This is a genomic window from Streptomyces sp. NPDC046215 (assembly GCF_040646215.1).
GTDB classification, from domain to species: Bacteria; Actinomycetota; Actinomycetes; order Streptomycetales; family Streptomycetaceae; genus Streptomyces; species Streptomyces stramineus.
On record NZ_JBEYZW010000117.1, the window covers coordinates 1 to 19332 of the forward strand.

A 19332-nucleotide genomic window follows, 5' to 3' on the forward strand; every position below is an offset into this window, starting at 1 on the left:
GAGCGGGTGGGGTGTTCGGGGCGTAAAGCGAAGCAGCCCCGAAACCCCCACCCGCGCAGGCCCGACACCGCACCTGAACAGCCCCGCGCAGCGGACACGCCCCCGCAGGGGCAACGGCGCTGCACCCGGCAACGCCCCGCGCAGCGGAGCGGCCCCCCGCAGGGGCAACAGCGCCGCACCCGGCAACGCCCCGCGCAGCGCAGCGGCCCCGCAGGGGCAACGGCGAGAAACCCGGCAAACAACGGCCGGCGGAACCGCCAAATCCCCGCCCCGGAGGGACCGGTAAGGTCGACGGGATGAACAAGAACATCCCCGACCCCGGCTTCGCAGACGACAACGGCTCCGCCGACCCCGCCCTCGCCGCCGCGCTGGCCGCCTGGGCCGCGAACCCGTCCGCGGAGACGGACAGCGGGGTGCTCACCGCGCTGCGCGCGGCCCGGCTCCTCGTTCCGGTGGTCGCCGTGCTGGGCGAGGTGGAGACCGGGCCGGACGGGCTGCGCCGGGAGAAGACCAGCGACATGGCCGTGCCGACCCTGCAGGCCCCGGGGGGCCGTAAGGCGCTGCCGGCGTTCACGTCGGTGGAGACCCTGGCCCGCTGGCGCGCGGACGCGCGCCCCGTGGCGGTGCCCCTGCACCAGGCGCTGCAGGCGGCGGCGCACGAGCAGGCGGACACGGTCGTCCTGGACCTCGCGGGCCCGGTGTCGTACCAGCTGACGGGCCCGGCGCTGCTGGCGCTGGCGGAGGGGCGGGGGTCGGCGGACCCGCTTGAGGACCCGGCGGTCGCCGAGGCGCTCCGGTCCGTCCTGGCCGGTGAGGCCGGCGTCCTGCGGGCGTACCTGGCGCAGTCGGCGGAGGCCGACGGAACCCTGGCCCTGAGCTTGGCGGAGGGTGCCGCCCCGGCCGAGGTGGTGCGGCGGCTCGCCGAGGCCCTGGCGACGGACGAGGTCCTGCGGGCCCGGCTGGTCCGCGGCCTGGACCTGGCCCTGCTGCCGGCGGACGCGGCCGTCCCGGGGGAGCCGCTCTTCAACCGCTAGGCCGCGAGGCCGCCAGGCCGCGAGGCCACCAGGCGATGGCGCGTGGATCGTCCGACAATGCGAAGACAGTCCACGAAATCCCCTGGAGGACGCCATGGACGCCGTGAAACTGGGGTCTTTGCAGCTCGACCCCGTGCAGACCAGAACTGTCGCGGCCGAATTCCTCGGCACGGCGCTGCTGGTCTTCTTCGCCGTCGGCTCCGCGGTCCTCGCGGCCGACTACATCGGGGTGCTGGGCATCGCCCTGGCCTTCGGCTTCACTCTTTTGGCCCTGGCGTACGCGCTGGGTCCCATCTCGGGCTGCCACGTCAATCCGGCGGTGACGCTCGGGCTGCTGGTGAACGGGCGGATCACGCTCCGTACGGCCATCGAGTACTGGATCGCGCAGCTGCTCGGCGGCATCGTCGGCGCGGCGGTGCTGTTCCTGCTGGCCAAACAGGTGCCGGGGCTGAAGACGTCCGGTGCCTTCGGCAGCAACGGCTACGGGGACCGGTCGGCCGTGCACATCAACACCGGCGGCGCGTTCCTCGCGGAGGTCGTCCTGACCTTCCTGCTGGTGTTCGTGGTGCTCGCGGTGACGCACAAGGTCGCGGTCGTGGGCTTCGACGGGCTGCCCATCGGCCTGGCCCTCGCCGTGATCCACCTGGTGGGCATCCCGCTGACGGGCACCTCCGTGAACCCGGCGCGCAGCCTGGGTCCGGCCCTGTTCGCGGGCGGCGACGCGCTGGCGCAGCTGTGGCTGTTCATCCTCGCCCCGCTGATCGGCGGGGCGCTCGCGGCCCTGGCGCACCAGCTGACGCACCCCCGGATGGGGCCGGCGAACATCGCGGACGAGCTGTCCACGGCGCCGTCCCCGGGCGGCTCGGCGCACCCGGAGACCCGGCCGCGGCCGGATGCCGCGCCGCCTCCGGACGCCCGGCCTCCCGAGGGCGGGCCACGCCCGGGCACCTGACGGGCGCGGCCGGGCGGGGGCTCAGCCGAAGACGGGCCCGGTGAACTTCTCGCCGGGGCCCTGGCCCGGCTCGTCGGGGACGACGGACGCCTCGCGGAACGCCAGCTGGAGCGACTTCAGGCCGTCGCGCAGGGGGCCCGCGTGGAAGTTGCTGATCTCGGTGGCGCTCGCGGTCACCAGGCCGGCGAGGGCGGTGATCAGCTTCCGGGCCTCGTCCAGGTCCTTGTGGTGGTCGCCCTCCTCGGCCAGGCCGAGGTTGACCGCCGCGGAGCTCATCAGGTGCACCGCGACCGTGGTGATCACCTCGACCGCGGGGACGTCCGCGATGTCACGGGTCATGGTGTCGAAGTCCGGGGCGCCTTCCTCGGGGCCGGACGTGCCGGAGGAGGGGGTCTCGGGGGTGGCGTCGCTCATGGTGCTCTTCCGCATCTGTTCGGTTCTGCCGCGTCGCGCGCGCGGCGGACGGTGCCCAGCCTATGACCCGGGCGCACCCGGGTGGGGACCGGCCCGGGTCGCTGGTATGCTGGACAACGACCGGCTGGACACTCACGTGCCCGGCCCACAAGTGGAGGCTCCGATCTCCCACCTGACCGACTTCCGGTCGGCAGGTCTCCGGTCCGGCAGCGCCCATCGTTCCGTACGGACGATGAGGATCTGCCGATTGCGCCTCGCGGTTGACCCGTGGCGGTGCTCCCGGTGTGTGAGGAGCCCTGCCTGTGTCCCGTCCGGGGCGTTTTTTGCGTCACGAGCCACGACGCGGGGGTCATCCCGAACAGACGTTACGCGGCTGTCCGCCAGACAACCGTGTGGTGCAACCTAGGAGGCCCCATCAGCACCGAGCCCCGCATCAACGACCGGATTCGCGTCCCCGAGGTGCGACTCGTCGGTCCGAGCGGCGAGCAGGTGGGCATTGTGCCGCTCGCCAAGGCCCTTGAGCTCGCGCAGGAGTACGACCTCGATCTGGTCGAGGTCGCCGCTTCCGCCAGGCCGCCGGTCTGCAAGCTCATGGACTACGGCAAGTTCAAGTACGAGTCGGCCATGAAGGCCCGTGAGGCGCGCAAGAACCAGGCGCACACGGTCATCAAGGAGATGAAGCTCCGGCCGAAGATCGACCCGCACGACTATGACACCAAGAAGGGTCACGTCGTCCGGTTCCTCAAGCAGGGCGACAAGGTCAAGATCACGATCATGTTCCGTGGTCGCGAGCAGTCCCGGCCGGAGCTCGGCTTCCGGCTGCTGCAGCGGCTGGCGTCGGACGTGGAGGAGCTCGGCTTCATCGAGTCGAACCCGAAGCAGGACGGCCGCAACATGATCATGGTTCTCGGCCCGCACAAGAAGAAGACCGAGGCGATGGCCGAGGCGCGCGAGCTCGCCGAAGCCCGCAAGGCGGAGCGCCGCGGCGCCGGCCACGCGGACGAGGCCGAGGCCGCTGCCGAGGAGGGCACCGCCGCCGCGGCGCCGTCCGAGGACGGGCCCGCCGAGGCGTGATCCTCGGGGCGTGAGCCCCGGATCACCCCCGGGGCGGCACCGCCCCGGGTAACCGACACACAGCTGACGCTTCCGCGTGCCCGTTCCGCGGGCCGGGGGAGCGCCACCGACGAGGAGATACGGCGCGATGCCGAAGAACAAGACGCACTCCGGTGCCAGCAAGCGCTTCAAGATCACTGGCTCCGGCAAGGTCATGCGCGAGCGCGCCGGCAAGCGCCACCTGCTCGAGCACAAGTCGTCCAAGCTGACGCGCCGCCTCACCGGCACCGTCGAGTTGGCCCCGGGCGACGCCAAGAAGATCAAGAAGCTTCTCGGCAAGTGACGCTCCGCACCCCGTTCCCACGGGGTGCGCGTCGGACCGGGACCCATTCGAATTCGGGCCGCGTGAGAACGCACCGCGGCCCCGCTACAAGGAGTTAAACAAGTGGCACGCGTCAAGCGCGCAGTCAACGCGCACAAGAAGCGTCGGGCGATCCTCGAGGCGGCCAGCGGTTACCGCGGCCAGCGGTCGCGTCTGTACCGCAAGGCCAAGGAGCAGGTCACCCACTCCCTGGTCTACAACTACAACGACCGCAAGAAGCGCAAGGGCGACTTCCGTCAGCTGTGGATCCAGCGCATCAACGCCGCTGCCCGCCAGAACGGCATGACGTACAACCGCCTCATCCAGGGTCTGAAGGCCGCCAACATCGAGGTGGACCGCAAGATCCTGGCCGAGCTCGCGGTCAACGACATGAACGCGTTCGCCGCGCTCGTCGAGGTGGCCCAGAAGGCGCTGCCGGCTGACGTCAACGCCCCGAAGGCCGCCTGACCCGGCGCCGTCAAGGCTTTGAGAGACGGACCCGCAGGCCCCAGCGGCCTGCGGGTCCGTTCTTTTGCGCAGCACCACCACCCCTTGTGACTACGAAGTGAGCCGCCGCCCATGGGCACCCCCGAGCTGACGTCCCTGCGATCCCCCCGTGTCATCGCCGCCCGCCGTCTGACCAAGCGCAGCTTCCGCGGCAAGGAGCGCCGGTTCCTGGCCGAGGGACCGCAGTCCGTCCGCGAGGCCGTCGAGCACCTCGTCGAGGTGTACGTGACGCCGGACGCCGCCGAGCGCCACGCGGACATCGTGGCCGTCGCCCGTGCCGCCGGGGTCCCCGTGCTGATCGCGACGGACGAGGTCATCGCGGAGATGTCCGACACCGTCACCCCGCAGGGCATCGTCGGCCTGTGCCGCTTCCTGGACACGCCCTTCGAGGAGATCCTGGCCGGCCGGCCCCGGCTGGTGGCCGTCCTCGCGCACGTCCGCGACCCCGGGAACGCCGGCACCGTCCTGCGCTGCGCGGACGCCGCCGGCGCCGACGCCGTCGTGCTGACCGACGCCTCCGTCGACCTGTACAACCCCAAGTCGGTACGGGCTTCCGTGGGCTCCCTCTTCCACCTGCCGGTGGCCGTGGGGGTGCCCGTCGAGCAGGCGGTGCGCGGTCTCCAGGACGCCGGGGTGCGCATCCTGGCGGCCGACGGCGCCGGGGAGCGCGACCTGGACGGAGAGCTGGACGAGGGCACCATGGGCGGGCCTACCGCCTGGGTCTTCGGCAACGAGGCGTGGGGGCTGCCCGAGGAGACCCGGGCCCTCGCGGACGCGGTCGTCCGGGTGCCGATCCACGGCAAGGCCGAGAGCCTGAACCTCGCGACGGCCGCCGCGGTGTGCCTCTACGCCTCCGCTCGTGCGCAGCGTGCACCCGGAGGGTGCCGCTCCGTGACCTTCAGCTAGTAGGGTTGCCCTCCGGGGGCTCGGGAGGGGGTGCGGTATGAATGTCAAGACTTCCGGAAGCGTGGCCGACACCTGTCCGGCTGTTTCCCAAGAATCCCAGGGGTCCCATGGCCCTCAGGACGGGCCCGCGCCGGGCCTCGGAGACCTCCGGGTCGACCCGGACGACCTGCCCGACGGCCTGGTCGTCGCCGACGAGAACGGCCGCGTGACGTGCTTCAACGCCGCCGCCGCCCGGATCACGGCCGTCCGCCCCGGCGACGCCCTGGGCCGCCCGCTGGAGAGCACGCTGCCCTTCGAGGACCTGGAGGGCCGCCGCTGGTGGTCGCTGACGGACCCCTACGGCGGCCCCGCCACCCGCGTCGGGCAGCCGGAGCGCAATCTGCTGCTGCCCGGCGGCCGCGAGGTGCTGGTCTCCGCCCGCTACGTGCGGGAGCGGCCCGCCGGGCCCGTGCGCAGGCTCGTGGTCCAGCTGCGCGGCACCGAGGCGCGGCGCCGCACCGAGCGCAGCCACGCCGAGCTGATCGCCACCGTCGCCCACGAGCTGCGCTCGCCGCTGACGTCCGTCAAGGGCTTCACGGCGACGCTGCTCGCCAAGTGGGAGCGGTTCACCGATGACCAGAAGCGGCTGATGCTGGAGACCGTCGACGCCGACGCCGACCGCGTCACCCGCCTGATCGCCGAGCTGCTCGACATCTCCCGCATCGACTCCGGCCGGCTGGAGGTGCGCCGCCAGCCGGTCGACATCGTCGCCGCCGTCCGCCGCCACATCCAGGCGCACACGGCGGCCGGGCAGCCCGGCGAGCGGTTCGACGTCAAGGTGGCCGGCCCGCTGCCGGATCTCTGGGCCGACCCGGACAAGATCGACCAGGTGCTGGGCAACCTCCTGGAAAACGCGGTGCGCCACGGCGCCGGAAAGGTCACCATAGAGGTGTCACGGGTGCTGATGAAGTCCCGGGCGGAAGGGACGGCGGTCACCGTGAGCGATGAGGGCCCGGGGATTCCCGAGGAGTCGATGGGCCGCGTCTTCACCCGCTTCTGGCGGGGCAGCAAGCGCGGCGGTACGGGCCTGGGCCTGTACATCGTCAAGGGCATCGTCGAGGCCCACGGCGGGACGATCACGGTGGAGCGGGCGGCCCGCGGTGGCGCCCAGTTCCGCTTCACCCTGCCCGTGGCCGCCCCCGCCTTCCTCGCCCAGGGCTGAGGAAGGGCCGTCGGCGGCAGCCCGCGGGCCCGGCCCACCACAAGCGCCCCTTAGACTCGACCTTTGGCACCTTTGGCACGACCTTGGCACCAACACAGTCGGGCAAAGCCGCCCCAGCGGTAGCTGGGGGACAATCGGAAGCACGGGAAGAGATGTCCGCACCCAATAAGTCGTACGACCCTGTCGAGGTCGAGGCACTGAAACCGGAAGAGATCGAGCGCATGCGGGACGGGGCGCTCGCCGCCTTCGCCGCCGCCGGCGACCTCGCGTCCCTCCACGAGGCGAAGATCGCCCACACCGGTCCCACCTCGCCGCTGTCCCTCGCCAACCGTGAGATCGGCGCCCTGCCGCCCCAGGCCAAGGCCGAGGCCGGCAAGCGCGTGGGCATGGCCCGCGGTGCCGTCAACAAGGCCCTCGCCGCCCGCCAGGCCGAGCTGGAGGCCGAGCGCGACGCCCGGGTGCTGGTCGAGGAGGCGGTGGACGTCACGCTGCCGTACGACCGCACCCCCGCCGGCGCCCGCCACCCGCTGACGACGCTCTCCGAGCGCATCGAGGACGTCTTCGTCGCGATGGGCTACGAGGTCGCCGAGGGCCCCGAGGTCGAGGCCGAGTGGTTCAACTTCGACGCCCTGAACTTCGAGCCGGACCACCCGGCCCGGGCGATGCAGGACACCTTCTTCGTCGAGGGCCGGGACGGCGGCGCCGAGTCCGGCGTCGTGCTGCGCACCCACACCTCCCCGGTGCAGGTCCGCACGATGCTCGACCGCGAGCCGCCGGTCTACGTGATCTGCCCGGGCCGCGTCTACCGCACCGACGAGCTGGACGCCACCCACACCCCGGTCTTCAACCAGGTCGAGCTCCTCGCCATCGACGAGGGCCTGACCATGGCGGACCTCAAGGGCACCCTGGACCACATGGTGCGGGCGCTCTTCGGCGGTGACATGTCCACCCGGCTGCGCCCGAACTACTTCCCGTTCACCGAGCCGTCCGCCGAGATGGACATGCAGTGCTACGTGTGCCGCGGTGAGTCGGTCGGCAACCCCGACCGCCCCTGCCGCACGTGCTCCAGCGAGGGCTGGATCGAGCTGGGCGGCTGCGGCATGGTCAACCCCCGGGTGCTGATCGCCGCGGGCATCGACCCGGAGAAGTACAGCGGATTCGCCTTCGGGTTCGGCATCGAGCGGATGCTGATGTTCCGCCACAACGTCGAAGACATGCGAGACATGGTCGAGGGTGACGTGCGCTTCACCCGGCCGTTCGGGATGGAGATCTGATGCGGGTCCCGCTTTCTTGGCTGCGGGAATACGTCGACCTGCCGGCCGGTGAGACCGGTCGCGACGTGCAGGCCAAGCTCGTCGCCGCCGGCCTCGAGGTCGAGCGTGTGGAGCAGCTCGGCACGGGCCTCAAGGGCCCCCTGGTCGTCGGCAAGGTCCTCACGATCGAGGAGCTGGAGGGCTTCAAGAAGCCCATCCGCTTCTGCACGGTCGACGTCGGCACCGCCAACGGCACCGGCGAGCCGCAGGAGATCGTCTGCGGCGCCCGGAACTTCTCCGTCGGCGACAAGGTCGTCGTGGTGCTCCCCGGCGCCGTCCTGCCCGGTGACTTCGCGATCGCCGCGCGCAAGACCTACGGCCGTACCTCCCACGGCATGATCTGCTCCGGCGACGAGCTGGGCATGGGCGACGACGGCACGCACGGCATCATCGTGCTGCCGCAGGAGTACGAGCCCGGCACCGACGCCATCGAGCTGCTGGAGCTCGTCGACGAGGTCCTCGACATCGCCGTCACCCCCGACCGGGGCTACTGCCTGTCGATGCGCGGCGTCGCCCGCGAGGCCGCGATCGCCTACGGCCTGCCGCTGCGCGACCCGGCCCTGCTGGACGTCCCCGCGCCCAACGGCCACGGCTACCCGGTCAAGGTCGCCGACCCGGCCGGCTGCGACCGCTTCACCGCCCGCACGGTCACCGGGCTCGCCCCCGAGGCGCGGTCCCCGATCTGGCTCCAGCGCCGGCTGCAGAAGGCGGGCATGCGCCCGATCTCCCTCGCCGTCGACGTCACCAACTACGTGATGCTCGAACTGGGCCAGCCGCTGCACGCCTACGACCGCTCCCGCGTCGACGGCCCCCTGGGGGTGCGCCGGGCGGAGCGGGGCGAGAAGCTCACCACCCTCGACGGTGCCCAGCGCGTGCTGCACCCCGAGGACCTGGTCATCACCGACAACCGCGGCCCGATCGGGCTCGCGGGCGTGATGGGCGGCGCCGACACCGAGATCGCCGACCACGCGGCCGGCCGGGGCTCCACCGAGATCGTCGTCGAGGCCGCCCACTTCGACGCCGTCTCCATCGCCCGCACGGCCCGCCGGCACAAGCTGTCCTCCGAGGCGTCCAAGCGCTTCGAGCGCGGCGTCGACCCCGACGCCGCCTCCGCGGCGGCCCAGCGCACCGTCGACCTGATGGTGCTGCTGGCGGGCGGCACCGCCGAGGCCGGCGTCACCGAGATCGTCGCCCCCAGCGGGCCGCGCACGATCGCGATGAGCGCCGACCACCCGGACCGCGTCGCCGGTGTCGAGTACGGCCGCGAGACCGTCGTCCGCCGCCTCCAGGAGGTCGGCTGCGACGCGTACGGGCAGGACGAGCTGATCGTCACCGTGCCCAGCTGGCGCCCCGACCTCACCGACCCGAACGACCTCGCCGAAGAGGTCATCCGGCTGGAGGGCTACGAGAACCTGCCCTCCACCCTGCCGCAGCCGCCCGCCGGGCGCGGCCTGACCGAGCGTCAGCGCCTGCACCGCCGGGTCGGCCGGGCGCTCGCCGGCGCCGGGTACGTCGAGGCCCCCAGCTACCCCTTCGTCGGGGAGAGCGCCCTGGACCAGCTCGGCCTGGAGGCGGACGACCCGCGCCGCGCCGTGGTGCGCCTGGCCAACCCCCTCTCCGACAACGAGCCGGCGCTCCGCACGACGCTGCTGCCGGGGCTGTTCGCCGCCCTGCGCCGCAACGACGGCCGCGGTGAGCACGACCTCGCGCTGTTCGAGACCGGTCTGGTCTTCCTGCCGACCGGCGCGGAGACCGCCGCGGTCCGGCTGCCCGTCGACCGCCGCCCCACCGACGAGGAGATCGCCGGCCTGAACGCCGCGCTGCCCCGGCAGCCGCGCCGCGCCGCCGTCGTCCTCGCCGGGGCGCGCGAGCAGGCCGGCTGGTGGGGCAAGGGCCGCCCGTCGACCTGGGCGGACGCCGTCGAGGCGGCCCGCGCGGTCGCCCGTGAGGCCGGTGTCGAGCTGACCGTGCGTCAGGACCAGCGGGCGCCGTTCCACCCGGGCCGCTGCGCCGCGCTGTCCGTCGCGGTGGACGACGAGCAGGTGCTCGTCGGCAGCGCCGGCGAGCTGCACCCGCGCGTCATCAAGGCGTTCGGCCTGCCGGAGCGCACCTGCGCCATGGAGATCGAGCTCGACCTCCTGGAGCGGGCGGGCACCGGTGCCGTCGCGGCCCCGCGCGTCTCCGCCTTCCCGGTGGCCACCCAGGACGTCGCGCTCGTCGTCGACGCCTCGGTCGCCGCGGCCGATGTCGAGGCCGCGCTGCGCGCCGGAGCGGGTGAGCTCCTGGAGTCGCTGCGCCTGTTCGACGTCTTCACCGGCGAGCAGCTCGGCGAGGGCAGGAAGTCGCTGGCCTACGCCCTGCGTTTCCGGGCCGGCGACCGCACCCTGACCGCCGAGGAGGCCACGGCCGCGCGCGACGCCGCCGTCGCCTCGGCCGTCGAGCGCACGGGCGCGGTACTGCGCGGCGCCTGATCCCGCAGCACCCCTCGCCGGGGTGCGGTGGGGCGAAAACGCAGAGCACAGGAGGGGCGTATCCGGTTCACCGGGTGCGCCCCTCCTGTATGCCATCGTTCCGGAGTGTCCGAAAATCACTCAATAGGGTGGAAATGAAGGCCCAAGTCGTTACTTCGTGATGTCCGCTCGCGAGAATCGAGCCGCGTCATCGCTGCTAGGGGGGCCGACGGCATGATCCGGACAAGGGCGGTGCACTGGCGGAAGGGGGTGGTGTTCGCGCTCCCCGGACTGTGGGTGGCCGCGGTGCTCGCGTGGGAGCTGCTGGGGCCCCGCGGCACCCAGGTGATCCCCCTGCTCGCCGCCGCGCCCGCCATCGCCTGCGCGGGCACCGGACGGCGCAGGTGCGTCACGCTCGCCGGAGTCTGCGCGGTGCTCGCGCTCGTCCCGCCGCCCTCGGCCGGGCGTGCGGACACCGCCGCCCGGCTGGGCACCTGCTGCGCCGTCGTCGCCGTCGCGGCGGCCGGGCACTGTGTCAGCGGCCGCCGGCGCCGGCTTCTCCGCGAGCTGGAGCGCACCCGGGAGATCGCGGCCGCCGCCCAGCAGGTGCTGCTGCGGCCGCTGCCGCCCCGGCTTGACGGCATGACGCTGGCCGGGGGCCACCTCTCCGTCAGCGAGGGCACCCTCGTGGGCGGTGATCTCTACGAGGTCCTGGCCACTCCGTACGGCATCCGCATCGTCATAGGGGACGTGCGGGGCCACGGCTTCTCCTCGATCGGCACCGTGGCCGCCGTGCTCGGCAGTTTCCGTGAAGCCGCCCACGACGAGCCCGCCCTGCCGGAGGTGCTGCGCCGGCTGGAGCGCGCGCTCCAGCGCCACTTGGGCGAGCGAGGCGGTCCGGAGCGGCCGCACAGCGAGGAGTTCGTCACCGTCCTCCTGCTGGAGGTGCGCGCCGACGGCGTGGTCATGGCCCTCAACTGCGGTCACCCCTGGCCCTACCGCCTCTCGGGCGCCGCCGCGGCCGGCGGGCGGCCACGGGCCGCGGCGGCCGGGCGCGGCGACCCACTGCCGCCGCTCGGGCTGTTCCCCCTGCCGCCCGAGCTGCCCCTCGCCCGGCTGACGCGGCTGCTGCCGGGTGACGCGCTGGTGCTGCACACCGACGGCGCGGAGGACGCCCGGGACGCGGCGGGGGCCTTCTTCCCCCTCGCCCGCACGCTGGCGGAGGCGGTCCGCGGGGCGCCGGTCGTGCCCGCCGCGGTGATCGAGCACGTGCAGGACGCCCTGCTGCGCCACACCGGCGGCCGGCTCTCCGACGACATCGCCCTGCTGGTCCTGCGCAACGACAGCCGGCACGCCCCGGACCGGGTCCCCCGCGTCCACTTGGCCCGTTCCGGGTGGCCCCGCGGCTGACCGCACGGCCACTGCCCGCGCCGACGTGTCCGGAAGGCACCGGGTGCCCCAACCAGCCTTCTTCCGCTTCCGGTTGACGGAATGCCGCGGCCGGTTCACACCCCGTGCGAAGAGATCTCCCTTACGCTGGCCTCACCGAGCGCATCGGAGGGCAGGATGGAGCCCAACACACTGCTTGACGCCATCCTTGACGAGGCGGGGATCTCCCACGCCGGACTGGCCGCCCACATCAACGCGGCCGGCCGGGCCCGGGGGCTGGCGCTGCGATACGAACACACCGCCGTGGCGCGGTGGTTGCGCGGCCAGCGGCCCCGCGGCCAGGTGCCGGACCTCATCTGCGAGGTGCTCGGCGACCGGCTGCACCGCGCCCTGACCCTCGACGACATCGGCCTCGGCACCCCGGGCAGCCCCCGGCTGCCGCACACCCCCCTCTCCGGCTTCGTCGACCGGGCGACCGCCTTGTGGCGCTCCGACGAACAGCAGCGGGAGCACGTCGTCAGCGCCCCCGCCGTGACCGGGACGCCCGCCGTCATCCCGGTCTGGGAGTGGGAGAACCCGCCGGAGGACGCCGATGTCTCCCGCAGCGGTCTCACCCGGGTCTCCATGGACGACATCGCGATGCTGCGCGCGGCCCGCTCCCACTACGAGCAGATGTACCGCAAGGCCGGCGGCGTCGCGACCCGCGCCCGTGTCGTGGGCTTCCTCAACGCCGAGGCGGCGCCGCTGCTGCGCGGCAGCTACCCCGACGACACCGGCCGCCAGCTGCACCGGGCCACCGGCGGGCTGGTCGCCGTGGCCGGGATCTGCGCCTACGACTCCGACGCGCACGGCCTGGCGCAGCGCTACTTCCACCAGGCGCTTCGGCTGGCCAAGGCCAGTGGGGACCGGGGCCTGGGCGCCTATGTCATCGCCCTCCTCGTCAATCAGTCGCTCTTCATGCGGGAGTACCGGCAGGCGGTCGCGTTCGCGGAGTCCGCGCTGCGGGCCGGCGGCGAGGAGCTGACCCCGGCGCTCGCCGCCGATCTCTACGCCATGCAGGCCAAGGCGTACGCGCGGCTCGGCGACGGCGCGGGGGCGCTCGCCTGCATCCGCCGCGCGGAGACCGCGGCCGACCGCATCCACCGCGGCCAGGAGCCCGCCGAGACCGGCTACGTCCAGCCCGGCCTGGTGAACGTGCAGGTGGCGGAGGCGCTGCTGAGCCTCGGGGATCTCGGACCCGCCCGTGAGCACGCGGACCGGGCCGTCGACACCCCCGCCCACGACCGGGGGCGTGTCCACCGGCTCGCCATGCTCACGCACATCGAGCTGCGTCAAGGAGACGCGGACAAGGCGGTGGCCACCGCCCGGGAGATGACCGAGCAGGCGAGAGGCATGGAATCGCAGCGCTTACGGGACCGGCTCCGGGCGGTGCGCGAGCACCTGATCGAAAGTGGGTGTGCGGCTACGGCCGAGGCCGCCGAGATGATCGACGGGGCGTTGCGCGTGCCCTTGTGAGGACAGCGCCCGGGGAGGTGGCCACCTCGGCGGAAGGTGGCAACACGTGCGTTGGAAGAATCTCGGGGAGCGGGCGGTCTACTCGAACCGCTGGTTCCGGGTCAATCTCGCAGACGTCGAACTCCCCAACGGCCGGCACCTCGACCACTTCCTCATCAGGCTGCGGCCCGTCGCCGTGGCCACGGTGGTCAACGAGGCCAATGAGGTCCTGCTGCTGTGGCGGCACCGTTTCATCACCGATAACTGGGGCTGGGAACTGGCCGCCGGCGTGGTCGAGGACGGAGAGGACCTCGCCTACGCGGCGGCCCGTGAGATGGAGGAGGAGACCGGGTGGCGGCCGGGCCCGCTGCGGCACCTGATGTCCGTGGAGCCGTCCAACGGGCTCACCGACGCCCGGCACCACATCTACTGGTCGGACGAGGCCGAGTACATCGGTGACCCGGTGGACGACTTCGAGTCGGACCGCCGCGAGTGGGTGCCGCTCAAGCTGGTGCCGGACATGATCGGTCGCGGTGAGGTGCCGGCCGCCAACATGGCGGCCGCACTGCTGCTGCTGCACCACATCCGGCTCGGCTGACCGGCCGGTTCGCTCAAGGGCGCGAGGCGCACTCCGTGCTCACCGGCCGGCTGCCTGCCAGACGGTCAGCGCCAGGGAGGCGATCCCGGTGAGCGCGGCGAGCGAGGGCAGCGGCCACCGGCCGTGCTCCAGGTGGCGTACGCGCTCGGCGAGCTCGCAGATGTCGCGCTCGGCCTGATCGCTGCGCTGGGTCAGGAGGGCGAGGTGGCCGTCGGTGCGGACGACGCCGACATCGAGGCTACGACGAAGCTCCGCGAGCTCGGCCGACTTGACCGTGTGCTCGGGATGGATGGTCACGTTCCGTACCCCTTCCGGATGTCCCCCGGTGTGTGGTCGACGAAGCGAGTCAACCGCGCGGACGGGCGGGGCGGGAGCGTGTGCGGGGGGTATATGCGAGTCACCGCCGCACACCCCGTGTGAACACGGGTGTGCGGCGGTGACCGGCTGTGACGGCCTGGGGAGGGTCGGGGGCGCCGCTTTAGTAGGTGTAGAAGCCCGATCCGGTCTTGCGGCCCAGCCGGCCCGCGTCGACCATGCGCTGCAGCAGCGGGGGAGCGGCGTACAGCGGCTCCTTGTACTCCTGGTACATGCTGTCCGCGACCGAGGCGACCGTGTCCAGGCCGATCAGGTCCGCGAGCTTCAGCGGACCCATCGGGTGGGCGCAGCCCAGCTCCATGCCGTTGTCGATGTCCTCACGGCTGGCGATGCCCGATTCGAACATCCGGATCGCGGAGAGCAGGTAGGGGATGAGGAGCGCGTTGACGACGAAGCCCGACCGGTCCTGCGCGCGGATGGCGTGCTTGCCCAGGGTCTTGGCGACCAGCGTCTCGGCGCGCCGGATCGTCTCGTCGCTGGTGGTGAGGGCCGGGATCAGCTCGACGAGCTGCTGCACCGGGGCCGGGTTGAAGAAGTGGATGCCGATGACCTGGTCGGGACGGGAGGTCGCTACGGCCAGCTTCACCAGCGGGATGGAGGAGGTGTTGGATGCCAGGATGGCGTCCGGGCGGGTGATCACCTGGTCGAGGACCTGGAAGATCTCCGTCTTGACCTGCTCGTTCTCCACGACCGCCTCGATGACGAGGTCCCGGTCGGCGAACTCCCCCAGGTCCGTGGTGAAGCTCAGCCGCGCCAGGGTCGCGTCCCGCTCCTCCTCGGTGATCTTGCCGCGCTCGGCGGCCTTGCCCAGGGAGTTGGTCAGCCGGGTGCGGCCCAGCTCCAGTGCCTCACCCGTGGTCTCCGCGACCTTGACGTCCAGGCCGGAACGGGCGCAGACCTCCGCGATGCCCGCGCCCATCTGGCCGCAGCCCACCACTCCGACGCGTGCCACGTCTGCCACAGTGTCCGTCACATCGTGCCTTTCGCTGTTCTTGGTCGACAGGCGGCCGCCCGCCCCCGCACCGGATACCGGTCCGGGACCCGGTCCCCGCCTCGTTCCAGACGTTACTCCGCGACAGGCGGTGCCGATGGGGCCGGGGCGGGCATGCTGTGGCCGTATGGTGTGACCGATCCGACAAGGAGTGGGCCACATATGGGGCGTATGAGTCGAAGAGGGTTCACCGTGGCGGCCGCGGGCGTGATGTCCGCAATGCTGGCGGCCGGTGAATCCGGTGCGCTGGACGCGGGTGATCCGCCCGCCGCCCGACGGAAGCGTGAATTCCGGGGTATGTGGGTCGCGACCGTCGTCAATGTCGACTGGCCGTCCCGGCCCGGCCTGACCCCGGACCGGCAGCGGGCCGAGCTGCTCGCCCTGCTCGACTCCGCGGTCGAGCGGCGGCTCAACGCGGTGCTCCTCCAGCTGCGGCCCACCGCGGACGCCTTCTGGCCGTCCCCGTACGAGCCGTGGTCGGAGTTCCTGACCGGCACCCAGGGCCGGGACCCGGGCTGGGACCCGCTGGCCTTCGCCGTGCGCGAGGCGCGCAAGCGGCGGCTGGAGCTGCACGGCTGGTTCAACCCCTACCGCGTCGCCAACCACACCGACCCCGGCCGGCTGATCGCCACCCACCCCGCCCGGGTGCACCCCGAGTGGGTCGTCCGCTACGGCGGCAAGCTCTACTACAACCCCGGCCTGCCCGAGGTGCGGCGCTTCGTCCAGGACGCGATGCTCGACCCGGTCGCCCGCTACGACCTGGACGGGGTGCACTTCGACGACTACTTCTACCCCTATCCCGTCGCCGGGCAGACCTTCGACGACACCGCCGCGTACGAGAAGTACGGCGCGGGGTTCCCCGACCGGGCCGCCTGGCGCCGCGACAACATCGACCGGCTGGTGCGGGAGATGGGGGAGCGCATCAAGCGCCGCAAGCGGCACGTGCGGTTCGGGGTCAGCCCGTTCGCCGTCTGGCGCAACCGCGCCACCGACCCGCTGGGCTCGGACACCCGGGCCGGGGTGCAGACCTACGACGACCTGGGCGCCGACACCCGCAAGTGGGTGCGCGAGGAGTGGATCGACTACATCGTCCCGCAGGTGTACTGGCACATCGGCCACCCCGCGGCCGACTACGCCGAGCTGGTGCGCTGGTGGTCGGAGGCCGTGCGGGGCGCGGACGTCCACCTCTACGTCGGCGAGGCGCTCTACCGGGCCGGCGACCCGGCGCAGCCCGCCCCCTGGCAGGACCCGGCCGAGCTCTCCCGCCACCTCACCCTCGGCCACCGCCACCCCGAGGTCCTCGGCCACGTCTACTTCTCCGCCAAGCAGGTGCGCACCGACCCGGTCGGGGCGATGGCGCGCGTGGTCCGGGATCACTACCCCCGCCGCGCGCGCCCGCCCCGCTGACCCTGTGCGGCAGCGCTCACGCGGGCCCGGCCGCCTTGCGGTGGTCCACGATGGTGTCGGGGCCGGGCGACATGATCGTCTCGTGCCCGTTCTCCGCGCGGACGCGGTACGGCGGCGTGCCGTCGGGGCCCAGCACCTCCACGATCTCCACGATCCGCTCCTGCTGTCCGACCACCCGGCCGTGCATCACCAGCCGGTCGCCCTTGCTCGCATGCATTGGCGGTGCCCTTCCGCTCAGAGGTCCGACCCATGTGCTGAGACGGCCTCAAGTCTACGGTGAACACGGTGATTTGGACCGGCTCTTGACCGTTCCGGCCGGTGCGCGGGGTCAGCCGCGCGCCCGCTGGGTCACCCCGATGCAGACGAGCACGGCGACGGCCGCGACCGGCGCCGCGGGTGTCAGGTGTTCACCGAGCAGGAACACCGACCAGACCAGCGTCAGCAGCGGCTGGGCGAGCTGGAGCTGGCTGGCCCGGGCGACGCCGATGGCGCCCATGCCGCGGTACCAGACCCACATGCCGAGGAACTGGGAGCCGATCGCCAGCCAGAGCAGGCCCGCGACCGCGTGCCCGGTCAGGTGCGCCGGCTCGAAGGACAGCGCGAGGGCCGCGCCGACGACGGACACCGGCAGGCACAGGACGAGCGCCCAGCCGATCACCTGCCAGCCCGGCATCACCCCCGCCAGCTTGCCGCCCTCGGAATAGCCCGCCGCGCACACCAGGAGGGCGCCGAAGAGGTACAGGTCGCCGGTCGACGGACGGCCGCCGCTCTGCTGCAGGGCGAAGCCGATGACCACGGCGGCACCGGCCAGGGCCGCCGCCCAGAAGGCGCGCGAGTGCCGGGCCCGGGTCCGGGCGGCCGAGTACGCGGCCGTGGTCAGCGGCAACAGGCCCACGACCACCGCGGCGTGCGAGGTCGTCGACGTCCGGAGGGCGAGCGTGGTGAGCAGGGGGAAGCCGATGACGACGCCCGCCGCGACGATCAGGAGCCCGCCCCAGTGGCGGCGCACGGGCGGCGGTACCCGCAGTGCGAGCAGCGCCCCGCCCGCGATCAGGGCCGCCAGCACCATCCGGCACAGGGTCACCGACCAGGGGCCGAGGCCCTCCAGCGCCCAGGCGGTCGCGGGGAACGTCAGGGAGAACGCGGCCACACCGAGCGCGGCGAGCAGGGTGCCGGTGCGGCGGTCCTCAGAAGGCGCCGGTGCGGGGGCCGATGCGGGGGCCGACGCCACCGGTGCGTGCACTGCTATCGCTTCAGTGGGAGTAGCGCTATCTTTCACTCTCATGCATGAGCGTAACAGCGTCGCTGAACTGGCAGGAGTCCTGAGAGGAGAGCTGAACCGCTACTCTCCGGGTGAGAAGCTGCCGTCGAGCCGGGCCCTCGTCGAACGCTTTCGGGTCAGCCCCGTCACCGTGTCGCGGGCGCTCGCGGCGCTCGCCGCGGAGGGCCTGGTGACCACCCGCCCCGGCGCAGGCGCCTTCCGGGCCGAGCCGCACACCGCCGCCGCCCGCGCCGGTGACACCTCCTGGCAGCAGGTCGCCCTCAGCGTCGAGACGGCCGGCGAGGCGGTCCCCCGCTCGGTCGAGGCCGTCGGCGTGCTCGCCACGCTCGCCGAACCACCGCCCGGCGTCATCGAACTCAACGGCGGCTACCTCCACCCCGCCCTCCAGCCCGAACGCGCCCTGTCCGCCGCCCTCGCCAGGGCCGGCCGCCGGCCCGGCGCGTGGGGCCGCCCGCCGATCGAGGGCGTCAGCGAGCTGCGCGCCTGGTTCGCCCGCGAGATCGGTGGCCCGGCCGGCACCGTCGCCGCCTCCGACGTCACGATCACCGCCGGCGGCCAGAGCGCGATCACCACCGCGCTGCGCGCCCTCGCCCCGCCCGGTGCGCCCGTCCTCGTCGAGTCCCCCACCTACCCCGGCATGCTCGCCGCCGCCCGCGCCTCCGGGCTGCGGCCCGTGCCCGTACCGGCGGACGCCCGCGGGGTGCGCACCGATCTGCTCGCCGAGGCGTTCCGCGCGAGCGGCGCCCGGGTATTCGTCTGCCAGCCGCTCTTCCAGAACCCGACGGGCGCGGTCCTGGCCGACGGCCGGCGGCGCGAGGTCCTGCGGGTCGCCCGGGAGGCCGGGGCCTTCGTCGTCGAGGACGACTTCGCGCGGCGGCTCGCCCACGAGGACGCCCCGCCGCTGCCGCCCGCGCTCGCGGCCGACGACCCGGACGGGATCGTCGTCCACGTCTGCTCCCTCACCAAGATCACCTCCGCGAGCCTGCGGGTGGGCGCCCTCGCCGCCCGCGGACCGGTCCTCGAACGGCTGCGGGCCATCCAGGTCGTCGACAGCTTCTTCGTGCCGCGGCCCCTGCAGGAAGCCGCCCTCGAACTCGTCGGCTCGCCCGCCTGGTTCCGCCACCGCCGCACGGTCGCCGCCGAGCTGCGCACCCGCCGCGAGGCCCTGTTGACGTCCCTGCGGCGGGAACTGCCCCGGCTGGATGTCGACTTCGCGGCCTCCGGCGGCTACCACGTCTGGGCCCGCCTCCCGGCCGGATGCGACGAGAGCGCCCTGGCCGCGGCGGCCCTGCGCGCCGGGGTCGCGGTCGCCCCCGGGCGCCCGTACTACGCCGCCGAGGCGCCCGCGCCGCACCTGCGCCTGAGCTACGCGGCGGTCGCGGGCACCGCCGAACTGGCGGAGGGGGTGAGCCGGCTGCGGAGGGCCTGCGAGGAACTGTGGTGATGCCGGCTGGTGGGGGGCGCCTCCGCTGCGCGGCGGTGCCCTCAGACGCCGGACGGGCTGCTGTGCTGTGTCCTCAATCGCCGGACGGGCTGAATAGCCCGTCCCGGGATTGAGGGCGCGCCCGCCGGGCGCCCGCCCCCGGCGGCGGCCATGACGAGCGC

At 73.2% G+C, this 19332-nt stretch carries 19 protein-coding genes; 14 read left to right on the top strand and 5 right to left on the bottom strand.

From position 1 onward, the window contains the following. Positions 1-296 precede the first annotated feature (296 nt). Together ABZ951_RS30995 and ABZ951_RS31000 are read left to right on the top strand one after the other, a co-directional pair. Positions 297-1034 carry an SseB family protein gene (locus tag ABZ951_RS30995; protein WP_344093259.1) on the top strand — a complete coding sequence of 246 codons (738 nt, stop codon included), beginning with the start codon at positions 297-299 and terminating at the stop codon, positions 1032-1034. Positions 1035-1167: 133 nt separating this feature from the next. Continuing rightward, the gene (locus ABZ951_RS31000) at positions 1168-1986 is read left to right on the top strand and encodes an MIP family channel protein (protein WP_344093265.1); all 819 of its coding nucleotides are present in this window, start codon (positions 1168-1170) and stop codon (positions 1984-1986) included. Positions 1987-2007: 21 nt separating this feature from the next. Here the strand turns inward: ABZ951_RS31000 and ABZ951_RS31005 are convergent, their stop codons facing one another. Beyond that, on the bottom strand, positions 2008-2400 hold the full coding sequence (locus ABZ951_RS31005) for a DUF1844 domain-containing protein (protein WP_344093263.1): 393 nt from the start codon (positions 2398-2400) through the stop codon (positions 2008-2010). A gap of 390 nt (positions 2401-2790) precedes the next feature. Between ABZ951_RS31005 and infC the strand changes: the two genes are divergently transcribed. The 10 genes from infC (at position 2791) to ABZ951_RS31055 (ending at position 13672) form a co-directional block, all read left to right on the top strand. Further along, positions 2791-3474 (top strand): translation initiation factor IF-3, encoded by a 684-nt coding sequence (gene infC / locus ABZ951_RS31010; RefSeq protein WP_344093257.1) that lies wholly within the window; start codon positions 2791-2793, stop codon positions 3472-3474. 127 nt (positions 3475-3601) lie between these two features. Continuing rightward, positions 3602-3796, top strand: a complete 195-nt coding sequence (rpmI, locus tag ABZ951_RS31015) for a 50S ribosomal protein L35 (protein WP_184733640.1) — start codon at positions 3602-3604, stop codon at positions 3794-3796. A gap of 102 nt (positions 3797-3898) precedes the next feature. Further along, positions 3899-4282: a 50S ribosomal protein L20 gene (rplT, locus tag ABZ951_RS31020; protein ID WP_344093255.1), complete on the top strand. Its 384-nt coding sequence runs from the start codon at positions 3899-3901 to the stop codon at positions 4280-4282. A 111-nt stretch (positions 4283-4393) separates the two neighbouring features. After that, complete coding sequence (locus ABZ951_RS31025; protein WP_344093252.1) at positions 4394-5227, top strand: RNA methyltransferase; 834 nt, start codon at positions 4394-4396, stop codon at positions 5225-5227. A gap of 37 nt (positions 5228-5264) precedes the next feature. Further along, entirely contained in the window at positions 5265-6428 is a 1164-nt protein-coding gene (locus ABZ951_RS31030; protein ID WP_344093250.1) for an ATP-binding protein, read from the top strand. Positions 6429-6580: 152 nt separating this feature from the next. After that, on the top strand, positions 6581-7702 hold the full coding sequence (gene pheS / locus ABZ951_RS31035) for a phenylalanine--tRNA ligase subunit alpha (RefSeq protein ID WP_344093246.1): 1122 nt from the start codon (positions 6581-6583) through the stop codon (positions 7700-7702). Beyond that, complete coding sequence (gene pheT, locus ABZ951_RS31040) at positions 7702-10212, top strand: phenylalanine--tRNA ligase subunit beta (RefSeq protein ID WP_344093244.1); 2511 nt, start codon at positions 7702-7704, stop codon at positions 10210-10212. The genes pheS and pheT overlap by 1 nt, the downstream gene beginning before the upstream one ends. 213 nt (positions 10213-10425) lie before the next feature. Next, entirely contained in the window at positions 10426-11601 is a 1176-nt protein-coding gene (locus tag ABZ951_RS31045; RefSeq protein ID WP_361281357.1) for a PP2C family protein-serine/threonine phosphatase, read from the top strand. A gap of 156 nt (positions 11602-11757) precedes the next feature. Then, the gene (locus ABZ951_RS31050) at positions 11758-13095 is read left to right on the top strand and encodes a transcriptional regulator (protein ID WP_344093240.1); all 1338 of its coding nucleotides are present in this window, start codon (positions 11758-11760) and stop codon (positions 13093-13095) included. 46 nt (positions 13096-13141) lie between these two features. Continuing rightward, complete coding sequence (locus tag ABZ951_RS31055) at positions 13142-13672, top strand: NUDIX hydrolase (RefSeq protein ID WP_344093238.1); 531 nt, start codon at positions 13142-13144, stop codon at positions 13670-13672. Between the two features lie 39 nt (positions 13673-13711). Here ABZ951_RS31055 and ABZ951_RS31060 read toward each other — a convergent pair whose 3' ends face one another. Both ABZ951_RS31060 and ABZ951_RS31065 read right to left on the bottom strand, forming a co-directional pair. Continuing rightward, on the bottom strand, positions 13712-13969 hold the full coding sequence (locus tag ABZ951_RS31060; RefSeq protein ID WP_344093235.1) for a hypothetical protein: 258 nt from the start codon (positions 13967-13969) through the stop codon (positions 13712-13714). Between the two features lie 181 nt (positions 13970-14150). Beyond that, entirely contained in the window at positions 14151-15008 is an 858-nt protein-coding gene (locus ABZ951_RS31065) for a 3-hydroxybutyryl-CoA dehydrogenase (RefSeq protein WP_344093233.1), read from the bottom strand. Between the two features lie 192 nt (positions 15009-15200). Here ABZ951_RS31065 and ABZ951_RS31070 point away from each other — a divergent pair, with 192 nt between their 5' ends. Beyond that, positions 15201-16445, top strand: coding sequence for a family 10 glycosylhydrolase (locus ABZ951_RS31070; protein WP_344093231.1), 1245 nt, complete (start codon positions 15201-15203; stop codon positions 16443-16445). A gap of 16 nt (positions 16446-16461) precedes the next feature. Here ABZ951_RS31070 and ABZ951_RS31075 read toward each other — a convergent pair whose 3' ends face one another. Together ABZ951_RS31075 and ABZ951_RS31080 are read right to left on the bottom strand one after the other, a co-directional pair. After that, on the bottom strand, positions 16462-16662 hold the full coding sequence (locus tag ABZ951_RS31075; RefSeq protein WP_344093229.1) for a DUF1918 domain-containing protein: 201 nt from the start codon (positions 16660-16662) through the stop codon (positions 16462-16464). 111 nt (positions 16663-16773) lie between these two features. Next, positions 16774-17730, bottom strand: coding sequence for a DMT family transporter (locus ABZ951_RS31080; protein WP_344093227.1), 957 nt, complete (start codon positions 17728-17730; stop codon positions 16774-16776). Between ABZ951_RS31080 and ABZ951_RS31085 the strand changes: the two genes are divergently transcribed. Next, positions 17729-19171 carry a PLP-dependent aminotransferase family protein gene (locus ABZ951_RS31085; RefSeq protein ID WP_344093225.1) on the top strand — a complete coding sequence of 481 codons (1443 nt, stop codon included), beginning with the start codon at positions 17729-17731 and terminating at the stop codon, positions 19169-19171. The genes ABZ951_RS31080 and ABZ951_RS31085 overlap by 2 nt on opposite strands. Positions 19172-19332 lie beyond the last annotated feature (161 nt).